Origin of the sequence: Sphingobacterium griseoflavum, from assembly GCF_014653155.1 — a bacterium.
Lineage (GTDB): Bacteria > Bacteroidota > Bacteroidia > Sphingobacteriales > Sphingobacteriaceae > Sphingobacterium > Sphingobacterium griseoflavum.
Genome location: NZ_BNAF01000021.1, coordinates 1 through 13,365 on the forward strand (window position 1 = coordinate 1; position 13,365 = coordinate 13,365).

The window sequence follows — 13,365 nt, forward strand, 5'->3', positions numbered from 1 at the left end:
AGGTGGGAGAGTAGGTCGGTGCCTAATTTTAAACGAAGCCCCTTCAGGAAACTGGAGGGGCTTTTCTTTTTTGAACGTGTGGTGGTTTCTCTGGCATGCGCAATACTCCCTGTGCACTGATTTTCTTTATCAGCAGCTACCATCAGGGAGCCTGTGATCTCCTTCTCGGCCTTCTCCAAGCAACGAATGCTACGTAGCATGGCACCATTGTTTCCATACATTGACCTTTTGACAACAGGCAAAGGTTTGTTGTCTTCAGGACTTGTATCGATATACAATACCTTCACTCCATTGTTTTAGGGCTGTTTTTTACAATGCGGTGCTATTGTTGCTCATCTGTGCAGCAATGGAGCGCTGATGTTGGACAGCAGCATGGTGAACGCAAACGATGAAACGTTGTAATAGGCCGGGTTTTCATCTGCAGCAGGCGGAATGTCCTCGATGACCTACGGTATAACGATGATGATTATCTTTGAGGTAAAACGCGGTATCGGCTAGTGAATGCTACGTAGCATTCGGACGTGGGGGCTGAGCCTATTGTTGTCGATTGGGCAGGATACGCTGTTGATCAGAAGCAGCGCGCTATTGATTGTGTAAAAGAAGTTGTCGTTTGAGGGCCTTGTTGCGTTGCATCTAGTGGATGCGATACCGCTTCCGGAAGTGGACATACTGATGCCACCTCGTGCAACAATGTTATTGGACAATCGTTTGCATTTCTTGCGCTTTTTTTTAGTTCAATTTACTGTCGTATTATTGTTGATCATAAGTTGAACCCATGCGATCTGTCGCATCGATAAAATGTGAAAAAACTACCTATCATTATAAATCATTACTATGCATATAAATTTTTCAAATATCAGAACACAGGTTTACTTGCATTTTTTGTTAGTCTCTTTGTTGGGTACGCAGCGTACGGAGGCTCGTTCGGGTTTCTACGACGTGGGCATAGGTATGCTCAAGGAGCAGGTGAAGCCGGCGAAGTCGCCCATACTTGGCATACGGAAAATCAATCCAACGACTGTTGAGATTGTATACGACGATAACCAAACGGTGACTTTTGATTTCTATGCCGATCATATTTTTCGGATGTTTCAAGATTTAAATGATGGAATTATTCGGAATCCGGAAGCAAAGCCTCAAGCTAAAATACTAATTGATGATGCTAGAAAGACTGTCGCATATCTAGCTATAGCGGACAAGGGCGATAGCGTTACAATCACAACAACCGATATAATATGCGCTATAGATAAGCAAACGTCCCAATTTAGCATCGTAAATCGTAGGAATGGAAAGGTCGTTGTAGAAAGTGTAAGGCCTATTGTCTTCCGCGAAAAGGAAGTTGTCATCGAACTGAAGGAAGCGAGTGAGGAGTACTTTTATGGGGGAGGGGTGCAGAACGGGCGGTTTTCACACAAAGGAAAACTTATAGCCATTGAAAACCAGAACAGTTGGACAGATGGTGGCGTAGCCTCGCCGAATCCCTTCTATTGGTCTACTGCGGGCTATGGGTTTATGTGGCATACATTTAAAAAGGGGAATTATGGATTTGGTACACCGGAAAAGGGCATAGTAAGGTTGTCTCATGAAACGGATTATCTGGATGTGTTTTTCATGGTTAACGAGGGGGCAGCCCCACTACTGAACGACTTCTATCAGCTAACAGGAAATCCTGTTCTCTTGCCAAAGTTTGGCTTGTACGAAGGACATTTGAATGCATATAACCGCGACTTTTGGAAAGAAGATGATCAGGGTATGCTTTTTGAAGACGGCAAGCGCTACAAAGAAAGTCAAAAGGACAACGGTGGTATCAGAGAGTCACTGAACGGCGAAATGGATAACTATCAATTTTCGGCACGTGCCGTAATTGACCGTTACAAAGCTTACGATATGCCTTTGGGTTGGATTTTGCCGAATGATGGCTATGGAGCAGGATACGGACAAACAGGGACATTGGACAGTAATATCAGTAATCTAAATGCCTTCGGAGCCTATGCACGCGCACATGGCGTCGAGATCGGTCTTTGGACGCAGTCGGATTTGCATCCAAAAGACGGTGTCAACGCGCTCCTGCAACGCGATATTGTTAAGGAGGTGCGGGACGCTGGGGTTCGGGTGCTGAAGACTGATGTGGCTTGGGTGGGACCAGGTTATTCTTTCGGATTAAATGGTGTGGCTGATGTAGGCCACATCATGCCCTATTATGGAAACAACGCGCGTCCATTTATCATATCCTTGGATGGTTGGGCTGGTACACAACGTTACGCGAGCATTTGGTCGGGAGATCAAACAGGTGGTGTTTGGGAATATATAAGGTTTCATATTCCTACCTACATCGGCTCTGGATTATCTGGTCAGCCGAACATCAGCTCGGATATGGATGGAATTTTCGGAGGGAAAAACTTTAAAGTAAATATTCGTGACTTTCAATGGAAAACCTGGACCCCAATGCAGCTCAATATGGACGGTTGGGGTGCCAACGAAAAATATCCGCATGCGCTAGGCGAACCGGCGACCTCCATCAACCGCCTCTACTTAAAGTTAAAATCCCAGCTGGTGCCGTATAGCTACAGTATCGCGAAGGAAGCTGTCGATGGCCTGCCCATGATTCGGGCGATGTTCCTCGAACAGCCCAATCGGCATACTTTGGGTAAGGCGACGCAATACCAGTACATGTATGGCCCTAGCTTTCTCATTGCGCCGATCTATCAGGAGACGGTTGCCGATGACAAGGGAAATGATATCCGTGATGGGATCTACCTGCCAGATGGGGAGTGGATCGATTATTTTACGGGCGAGAAGTACAGCGGCGGTCGGGTCATCAATAACATAGATGCGCCCTTATGGAAGGTGCCTGTTTTTGTCAAAAACGGCGCGATCATCCCGATGGCCAATGCGAACAATAACGTGCAAGAAATCAAAAATGATCAGCGGATCTATGAGGTCTATCCTTTTGGTCGTTCTAGCTTTAACGAATATGACGATGACGGTAGGACGGAAGCATATCGATATGGCAAAGGCGTCAATACGCAGCTCTCCTCGTCACTGAAAGCCGAAAAAGCGACATTTAGCATTGCGCCATCCACAGGCGAATTTGAAGGATACGAACGCATGAAGGCTACAGAAGTTCGTTTTAACGTGACTGAGAAGCCAAAGAAAATAAGTGTGCAATTGAATGGTAAATCGTTGAAAATAAAAGAGGCATTTTCACTTTCGGAATTTAAGGATGGCGAAAACGTCTATTTTTACGATGCGGAGCCTGATCTCAATCAATTTGCCAGTAAAGGATCGGCATTCGCCGATGTTAAGCTTATCAAGAATCCAATGGTTTTGGTGCGGATAGCAAAACAAGATGTGTCATCAACAGCGTTTACCATACGAATTGATGGCTTCAAGTTTGCTCCCATGGATCGCAGTTTGGGAAAAACGGAGCCTTTGTTGGCGCCCATAGCCGAGGTAAGCGATAGCCTCACGCAAGCCTATGCCCTGACACCGACTTGGAAAAAAGTACCCCAGGCCGATTACTACGAGATTGCCTTTGATGATCTTGTGTATTCGACGATCAAGGATGACCATTTGCTTTTTGATGGTTTGGAAGCGGAAACCGATTATACATTTAAGATTCGTGCCGTAAATAAAGGAGGGGCATCTGCATGGCGTTCATTTAGCGCAAAGACTGCCGCCAACCCACTGGAATTCGCCATCCCTGGAATTGAGGCAAAAACCTCGGTCGCCAATCAGGGAGGAAATGGAATCAATAAGTTGTTTAATTACGACGAGGGTGACATGTGGCACACCAAATGGGGAGAAACGGCTGTTCCGTTTGATATGACCTTGGATCTTAAATCCGTCAACCAGCTGGACCGGCTGGTCTACCTGCCGCGGACAGATGGCGCCAATGGCATTATGATGAAAGGATCCGTGCGGTATAGCAACGATGGCAATACGTGGACGGAGGCCGGTACTTTTGACTGGAAGCGCGATGCCGAAACGAAAGTCTTTAGCTTCAACGAACATGTGCCGGCGCGTTTCATCAAGATTTCCGTCACCGAGGCCGTTGGAGGTTTTGGGTCGGGTCGTGAGTTGTATGTCTTTAAAGTTCCTGGATCGGTAAGCTATCTCCCGGGAGACATTAACAACGATCGCTTAATCGACGAAAATGATTTGACAGCTTATATCAATTACACGGGTTTGCGCATGGGAGATGGTGATTTTGAGGGATATGTGAGTAACGGCGACGTTAATAAGAACAATTTGATTGACGCGTACGATATGTCCCATGTGGCTGTATTACTGGAAGGCGGCATTCCGGCTCAGCCAGATCCGGATCTGAGCGGCAAGATAATCCTAAGCCAATCTAAAAAGACGTTGAAAGTAGGGGATATGGTTGAGATAACGGTTCGTGGGGAAGATCTCAACGCGGTCAATGCCTTAAGTTTCGCGCTGCCTTACGATCAAGGGGAACTGGAATACATGGGCATAGAAACCGTGGGCATGCAAAACATGAACAACTATACCAATGATCGTCTTCATACCAATGGTGACAAGGCGTTGTATCCCACCTTTGTGAATTTGGGTGATAAGGAAACGTTGACCGGCTCCCGTGTGCTCTTTAAAATAAAATTCAAGGCCAAAAAGGATGTAGCAATTAATTTAAAGGCCTCAGATGGCGTAATCGTCGATAAAAGGCTCCACTCGATAGGCTTTTGAGTACAGGGGGAATCTCCATTCCCCTTGTTACAAGATAAAAGGTTCTGGCTACGCTTAGCCCTTTTTCTTTTCGTCCTATTTCCGGACTGAAAGATGGTATGTTCACGTGCATAGAGATGCTACTACACCCGATCGGGATAGCTATATAATAAGATTTTTACAACTCCCTTTGCGCAATTAGCGGTATCTTGTATTCGTATATTAGTCCTTTTGTCAATCTAAGACGTCCATGAGCAAGAAAGTTTCTGCAGTTTTAATTGTCCTATTCCTTGTCGTAGCAGGTTTGGTGGGGTATCGTGTAATGGTGAATAAAGAGAAGTCGACAGTGGCGAATGCGTCTGTTGGTCGATCTGCTGCCAAGGTATACGGAATGGTAGTGCGGGGCAAGCCATTCTCTGACTTTCTAACGCTAACAGGCGAAATCGAACCGAATGAAGTCGTTAATCTCCGATCGGAGATATCCGGAATAGCGGAAGAACTTAATTTTTCAGAAGGAGGACAGGTGCGGGAAGGCCAAATATTGCTTAGGATCAATGACGGAGAACTGCGCGCCCAACTGGCTCAGGCAAAAACGCAAAACATGTTGTTTGCCGAAAATGAACGCCGTGCTAAACTATTGTTGGAGAAGGAAGCCATTAGCCAAGAAGAATATGATATTGCCAGTGCCGAATATCGAACAGCAGCGTCTCAGATACAGCTTATCGAAGCGCAACTGCGCCGAACGTTGATACGTGCCCCGTTTTCGGGTACAATTGGCTTACGGAACATTTCCAAAGGCAGTTATATTACACCGACAACCGATATTGCGCAGTTGGTCAATATCAGTAAAGTGAAGCTCCAGTTCTCTATTCCGGAAAAGTATGCGACTAAAGTGAAAATTGGCAGCAAGGTGCGTTTCACGGTGCAGGAAATAAGTAAAGAGTTTTCGGCCCAAGTGTACGCAATAGAGCCGATAGTAGAAGCCACGACACGCACCTTGCGCGTACGGGCATTCGCAGCGAACGGCGAAAGCCAGTTGATACCGGGCACATTCGCGAATGTGACGTTTCCGTTGGAAACCGTCGAAGATGGATTATTGGTGCCAACCGAGGCGCTCATCCCCATACAGAATGGAAAAAAACTATTCGTGCTAAAAGGAGGGAAAGCGGTCGAGCTATTGGTAGAGACAGGAGGACGCACCGATGCTGAAGTACTGATAACAAAAGGAATCAGCGATGGGGATACCGTGCTTACTTCGGGTGTCATGTCACTTCGTGATGGAAGTATGGTCCAAGTAACATTACGTTAATATCCGAGATATGAGTCTATCAACGCTAAGTATAAAGCGGCCCGTTTTAGCTATCGTCATGAACCTCTTGCTGATCCTTTTCGGCATAATCGGTTATACATTTTTGGGTATTCGGGAATATCCGTCTATCGATCCGGCACAGATTTCCGTGCGCACTAGCTATGCCGGGGCCAATGCAGACATCATTGAATCCCAGATTACGGAGCCACTGGAGAAATCCATCAACTCAATCGATGGAATCCGCAATATTTCATCGTCCAGCAATCAAGGGAGCAGTAATATCACTATAGAATTCAATCTGGATAAAAATCTGGAGGAGGCAGCCAATGATGTAAGGGATAAGGTTTCTCAAGCCCTGCGTAATCTTCCGCAGGATATCGATGCTGCGCCAGTGGTATCCAAAGCCGATGCCGACTCAGAACCCATTATCATCATGACGGTACAAAGTACCACTAAAAATGTGTTGGAGCTTTCTGACTATGCGGAGAATGTTATCGCACAGCGTTTGCAGACAATTCCTGGGGTAAGTTCGGTACAAATATGGGGGCAAAGAAGATATGCCATGCGTTTATGGATAGATCCTAACCGGCTGGCCTCTTACGGGCTAACCGTCCTGGATGTAAGGACGGCATTGAACAACCAAAATGTAGAATTGCCATCAGGCAAGTTGACCGGAGCCAATACAGAATTGGCCGTAAAAACCGTTGGCAACCTAGCCTCCGAGGAAGAGTTCAACAATATCATTATTAAATCCGATGCCAACCGCATCATACGCATGGGGGACGTCGGGACAGCTGCCCTAGAGGCCGAAAACTTTGAGACCAAGATGTCGGATTCCGGTTTTCCCATGGTGAGTTTAGCCGTGATCCCCCAACCCGGAACGAACTACTTGGACATCGCGGATGCATTCTATGCCACCTACGACAAACTTGAAACGGACGTGCCGCCAGGGTTCGATCTGAATATCGCCATCGACAATACGCTATTTGTAAAGAAAGCAGTATTGGAAGTGGTCGAAACGTTAGCGATTGCCATCGTATTGGTGGTGTTGATTATTTACTTGTTTTTCCGAAATTGGGCCATTGCTTTTAGGCCTTTGATCGATATTCCTGTTTCGTTGGTAGCGACTTTTTTTGTTATGTACCTGTGCGGCTTTTCGGTCAATGTATTGACCTTGCTGGCTATTGTGTTGGCGACCGGTCTGGTCGTGGATGACGGCATTGTTGTCACCGAGAATATTTTTAAAAAGGTGGAAGAGGGGATGTCGCCCATTGAGGCGGCGATAAAAGGTTCCAATGAGATATTCTTCGCTGTCATTTCGATTTCTATCACCTTGGCAGCGGTCTTTCTACCCGTAATCTTTCTCGAGGGGTTTGTGGGCCGATTATTTCGGGAGTTTGGCGTGGTAATTGGCGCGGCGGTACTGATATCTGCGTTCGTATCGCTCTCTCTAACCCCCATGTTAAATGCGTATTTGATGAAGGGAGGGGAACAGCAACGGTCGAAATTTTATGAAAGAACCGAGCGCTATTTCCAGCTGATGAATAAGGAGTATGAAGGCTCTTTGCGGAGTTTTTTAAAGATAAAATGGTTGAGCTTTGCGGTTATTACGGGATGCTTCGGCCTGATTTATTTTTTCTATTCTGTGCTGCCAAAAGAGACAGCGCCCTACGATGATCGAAGTTATATAAGTTTACGCGCCACCGCGCCAGAAGGCGCTTCCTACGAATATATGGATAGGTTTATGACGGATCTAACCATGTTGATCAATGATTCTGTTCCGGAAAAAAAAGTTAGTCTAGTGATTACATCTCCGGGATTTGGTTCATCATCCACCAATAGCGGAATAGTGCGATTGGGCTTGGTGCAACCGGATGAGCGCGGACGTTCGCAGGATGAGATAGGCAATTATGTTTCCTCCTTAACCAAGCAATATTCGGAAGCGCGCGTCGCCGTATCCCAACAGCCAACAATCTCGGTCAACAGACGTGGCGGCTTGCCTATTCAATACATTGTCCAAGCACCAAATTTTCAGCAATTGGAAGAGAAAATACCGCTGTTGATGGATGAATTGTCGCAGGATAATACCTTTTCTATGGTTGACGTGAACTTGAAATTCAATAAGCCTGAAATATTTGTGACCATTGATCGTGCGAAAGCGCAGTCCCTAGGTGTGTCGGTTTTGGATGTTGCGCAAACGTTGCAATTGTCACTTTCTGGACAGCGATTCGGCTATTTTATGATGAATGGCAAGCAGTACCAAGTGATGGGGCAGTTTGATCGCAAAGATAGATCAACGCCTATGGATCTTGCCTCGATTTTTGTGAAAAGTCAAACTGGAAAATTGATCCAGATGGATAATATCGTGGAAATGGAAGAGCGTAGCAGTCCACCACAGCTATATCATAACAATCGATACATGTCGGCCACGATTTCGGCGGGGCTGGCCCCGGGGCGCAGTATGGGCGAAGGTATCCAAGCGATGGACGCCGCGAAGGAAAAAGTATTGGATGCCAGCTTTACGACGGACTTGGGTGGTGAAGCCCGCGATTTTGTGGAGAGCGGATCGAACACCATGTTTGCATTTGGCCTCGCTGTACTGCTGATTTTCCTTATCCTAGCAGCGCAGTTTGAAAGTTTTGTCGATCCTGTTATCATCCTCTTAACGGTCCCGATGGCGGTGGGAGGTGCGCTTTTCTCGCTATGGCTATTTGGCCAAACCTGGAATATTTTTAGCCAGATTGGTACGATTATGTTAATCGGATTGGTTACTAAAAACGGTATCCTTATCGTCGAATTTGCCAATCAGCTTCGGGACCAGGGCTTTGACAAGTACAAAGCGGTGGTCGCTGCGTCGGAAGCACGGCTACGCCCAATCTTAATGACATCATTAGCCATAGCACTAGGAGCGTTGCCCATTGCGTTGTCTTTGGGTGCAGCCTCTACGAGTCGTATAGGAATGGGCGTTGTGATTGTCGGCGGAACGATGTTCTCGTTGATCTTGACACTTTATGTCATTCCTGCATGCTATCTGATGATGTCACGAACAAGAAAAAGAAGACCCGAACTTGACCAAATCGATGCGTAAAGACATGAATTACCTAGTGATCACCATTCTTCTGTTGTGCTGTTCTGTGTGCCAAACAATTGGACAGGACCTATTGAGCGTTCGTGATGCTGTCGCGATCGCTTTGGAAAACAACTATGCGATCCGTCTGACGAAGAATATCCAACGCGCAGCAAGAGAAAACAACACCTATGGCAATGCAGGTTTCTTGCCGACCGTGACAGGAAATCTCACACAGAACAACAGCATCCAGAATTCCGATCAGATACAAAACAATGGCGAAGAGCGATCTTTGGACAATGCGCGAAACAACAATTTGAACTACGGTGTGAACATCGGTTGGACCGTCTTTGATGGATTTGGCATGTTTGCTCGTATGGAGCGCCTTCAGGAGCTTGAAAAGCAGGGCGAGCTAGAAATGAAAAGAACGGTTTTATCGACAGTAGGCGATGTCTTTACGCTATATTACACGATTATTGAGCAGCAAAACATGCTGTCTGCGCTAGACTCGAGCATACACATCTCGACCGAACGCCTTCGTACTGCCCAAAATCGGTTTTCGATCGGGAAGGCGGCCAAATTGGAGGTTTTAAACGTGCAAGTCAATCTCAATGAAGATGTTTCCGCACGTCTACGGCAGGCGGAAACGGTAAAAAACCTAAAAACATCTTTGAATAGTTTGTTGGCTCGAGAGCTGGATATTGAATTTGTGGTCGATACCGCCGTAAATATCGATGGCGCACTGGTGTATGCCGATCTCGTAGATAAGGCCAATGCATTCAATCCGGATCTGCAACTTATCGTGCTGAACAAACGTCTAGCTGAGTTGGATTTGAAAACCGTGAAGGCGGGTCGTTATCCGGTTGTGAGGCTAAACACGGGTTATAATTTTTCCAGATTAGAATCGAGTTTGGGCTTCGTCGCGCAATCGAATGCAAGGGGTTTTAATTACGGGGTCACGGCTTCTGTCAATATCTTTGATGGATTCAACCAAAGAAGAAACGAACGACTTGCCAAAATTCAAATCGAGAACGCCGGCTTGTTGATCGAACAGCAACGTCTGTTGGTGCATACCAATCTTAAGACGGCTTATGAAACCTATCTCACCAATTTGGAGTTGGTAAAACTGGAAGAGAAAAATGAAGATATCGCACGCCAAAACTTAAGCATCACCTTGGCGAAATATACCATTGGCTCCATCAGCTCCGTGGAATTTCGTGATGCCCAAGAGAACTTTATTGCGGCGATCGCTCGATTCAACACGGCGCAACTGCAGGCGAAATTGTCTGAGATCCAACTGAAGGAATTGATCGGACAGATCGATCTTTAGCACAATAGCTGGTAAAATCTAGGCGACCTCGCGTGCGATCTACCTCGATGAAAAATTGAGCAAACGTTTGCTTTGTGTTTTCGTTTTTTTTTACCTCCGATTAGCATTATACTTGTGTCACTGAAGGGGATATAGCCTGCAGGTATAACCATTTAAACCGATTATATCGTGTGAATAGGTTATGGAATAGACTGTTTAGTTTGTTTTAAAATAGGTGATTTAAGGGGGATGCTAGTCGTCCCCTTTAATATGCTGAAAAACTTATCTGATTATGGATTCAAAAAGAAGAGAATTTCTAAAGAAGGCGTCGCTGTTGTCCAGTGTGGCCATTACATTGCCCACGATTAATAGCCATGCTTTTTCATCGGCCGGTCGTTTTAACATGAGCGGTTACGCGGCGCCGAAGATTGATAAAGTGAAAATTGCGGTAATCGGTTTGGGTATGCGTGGGCCGGGAGCGGTAGATCGACTATCTTACATCGACGGCGCAGAGATTGTGGCGCTATGTGACAAGCATGCCGACAGGGTCACGAAAGCACAAAAGATTTTGACAAATAAAGGCTTGAAAGAGGCTAAATCGTATTCGGGTGAAGATGGATGGCAGCAGTTATTGAAAGAGGTGGAGCTAGATTTGGTTTACATTTGCACCCCGTGGCCCTACCACGCGCCAATGGCCATAGCAGCCATGAAAGCCGGGGCACATGCCGCCTGTGAAGTGCCGATCGGACTTACTTTGAAAGAATGCTGGGACGTGGTAAAAACCTCTGAGGAGACCAAAAAGCATTGTATGATGTTGGAAAATTGTTGCTACGACTTTTTTGAAATGCTGACACTCAATATGGTTCGGCAAGGCCTTTTTGGCGAGTTGGTTCATGCAGAAGGTGCGTATATTCACGATTTATTGTCGCTAAATTTCGATAAGAATGGCTATGATAACATGTGGCGCCTGCGAGAGAATATCAAGATGAACGGAAACCTTTACCCCACACACGGCATTGGCCCAATCGCACAGTGTCTTCAAATCAATCGTGGAGACCGGATGACCCATTTGGTCGCCATGCAGTCCAATGATTTTATGATGGGGAATAAAGCAAGCGAGCTTGCTGCACAAGATTCTTTCTTTCAGGAGTTTGTGGGCAAAAAGTATCGTGGCAACATGGATACAACGCTTATCAAAACTGAAAAAGGCAAAACCATGATGGTACAACATGATGTTACTTCGCCAAGGCCCTACTCACGTATCCACTTGCTTAGTGGAACCAAGGCATTTGCCCAGAAATATCCAAAAGAAGGTATCGCATTTGGACATAGTTTCGTAAAGGAAGAGGAGCTAAAGGGTTTGTATGAGCAATATACACCAGAACTGATTAAGTATATTGGTGAGCAGGCCAAGCAAGTGGGCGGACATGGAGGCATGGACTTCATGATGGATTGGCGCTTGATCGATTGCCTTCGCAACGGGCTACCACTGGATCAGGACGTCTATGATGGTGCGTCGTGGAGCGCCATTGTTCCACTAAGCTGCGAATCGGTGGCGAAAAATAGTAAAACGGTGGCTGTTCCAGATTTTACGAACGGTGCTTGGAAGACCAATAAGCCACATGATCTTACTTTGAATGGTGGGGGTAATACCGGGATACGACCCAAGCTATCCAAGGATCAAAAAAATCAGCTTAAAGTGGATTAATAACGCTATGCTGATGGAAACCAGCCATAGAAGACATCTTGCGATGCCTCAGGAATTAACTATTTGCTGAGGCATCGTTTGTATCTAGCTTTTGCATGTAGCTAAAATATGGTATATTGTAAACGATGAAAGCGATAACTTACTTCTTGATTGGATTTCATTTTCTCTGTGTGTCCTGTGGCTCGCCGGAAGCTAAAAATCAAACGACCGTTTTTTCGTCCGATGCTGTGGCTATGTGTCACACGGGGCCGATTCCATCCCGCTTTGCGGCACTTCGGCAAGATGCTATCGTGGCGGGCGACGCTCAAGACCATACGGGGATGGTGCTGATTCCCGCAGGCAAATTCCGGATGGGTTCGTTGAATTTTGAAGATGCACAGCCCCTTCATGACGTAGAGCTTCATGCGTTCTATATGGATGAACACGAAGTAACGAATGCGCAGTTTGCGGCTTTTGTCAAGGCAACAGGTTATGTGACTGTTGCGGAGCAACCTTTGGATCCGAAGGACTTTCCTGGTGTGGATCCCAATATGCTTGTCCCGGGATCTGCGGTGTTTGCTGCGCCAGATCAGGTACAAGGTTTGACGGATCATATGCAGTGGTGGAGTTATGTCGCAGGGGCGAATTGGCAGCATCCGGAAGGGCCAGCAAGTAACATCCAAAGGCGTGCCAGCTTTCCAGTCACCCAAATAGCCTATGCAGATGCTGCAGCCTATGCCAAATGGGCGGGCAAGCGGCTGCCCACCGAAGCAGAATGGGAGTATGCTGCTAAAGCAGGTAGCCATACCGACGAAACGTACTATTGGGGTAATGAAAAGAAAGAAGATGGAAAATGGCTAGCTAATATTTTTCAAGGAGAATTTCCGATCAAAAATACCAAGGAAGATGGTTTTGTGGGTACGGCACCCGTTAAGTCGTTTCCGGCAAATGCATGGGGGCTATATGATATGGAAGGTAACGTGTGGGAATGGTGCTCCGATTTTTATCGTCCGGACACGTATGCCAAAGAAAGCGACAGGCACAACCCAACGGGGCCGGCAGACTCCTATGACCCTCAAGAACCAGGAGCGGTCAAGCGCGTGCAGCGCGGAGGCTCTTTTTTATGCAACGACCAATATTGTGAGCGATACAAGGCCGGAAGCCGTGGAAAAGGAGAGGTTAATAGCCCTACCAATAATGTCGGCTTTCGTTGTGTAAAAGATATCGGAAAATAAAAGAGGCCGTCTCATAAGTAATTATGGGACGGTTTTTTTTACTTGTTTACCTCGCGCTATTTTCTATCTTAT

7 protein-coding genes are annotated in these 13,365 nt (G+C 46.3%); 6 read left to right on the forward strand and 1 reads right to left on the reverse strand.

Annotated features, from left to right (window positions below):
* Positions 1–287, reverse strand: a 287-nt coding sequence (locus IE165_RS18375) for a hypothetical protein (protein ID WP_189628124.1), incomplete at its 3' end; no start/stop codon positions are given.
* Between the two features lie 547 nt (positions 288–834).
* Between IE165_RS18375 and IE165_RS18380 the strand changes: the two genes are divergently transcribed.
* The 6 genes from IE165_RS18380 to IE165_RS18405 all read left to right on the forward strand — a co-directional run bounded on the left by IE165_RS18380 (position 835) and on the right by IE165_RS18405 (position 13,293).
* Entirely contained in the window at positions 835–4,707 is a 3,873-nt protein-coding gene (locus IE165_RS18380; protein ID WP_229826649.1) for a glycoside hydrolase family 31 family protein, read from the forward strand.
* Between the two features lie 229 nt (positions 4,708–4,936).
* Positions 4,937–5,995: an efflux RND transporter periplasmic adaptor subunit gene (locus IE165_RS18385; protein ID WP_189628125.1), complete on the forward strand. Its 1,059-nt coding sequence runs from the start codon at positions 4,937–4,939 to the stop codon at positions 5,993–5,995.
* 10 nt (positions 5,996–6,005) lie between these two features.
* Entirely contained in the window at positions 6,006–9,083 is a 3,078-nt protein-coding gene (locus IE165_RS18390; protein WP_189628126.1) for an efflux RND transporter permease subunit, read from the forward strand.
* Positions 9,076–10,392: a TolC family protein gene (locus IE165_RS18395; protein ID WP_229826650.1), complete on the forward strand. Its 1,317-nt coding sequence runs from the start codon at positions 9,076–9,078 to the stop codon at positions 10,390–10,392. Before IE165_RS18390 ends, IE165_RS18395 begins: the two co-directional genes overlap by 8 nt.
* A gap of 271 nt (positions 10,393–10,663) precedes the next feature.
* Positions 10,664–12,079 (forward strand): Gfo/Idh/MocA family protein, encoded by a 1,416-nt coding sequence (locus IE165_RS18400; RefSeq protein ID WP_189628127.1) that lies wholly within the window; start codon positions 10,664–10,666, stop codon positions 12,077–12,079.
* A gap of 125 nt (positions 12,080–12,204) precedes the next feature.
* Positions 12,205–13,293, forward strand: a complete 1,089-nt coding sequence (locus IE165_RS18405; RefSeq protein WP_189628128.1) for a formylglycine-generating enzyme family protein — start codon at positions 12,205–12,207, stop codon at positions 13,291–13,293.
* Positions 13,294–13,365 lie beyond the last annotated feature (72 nt).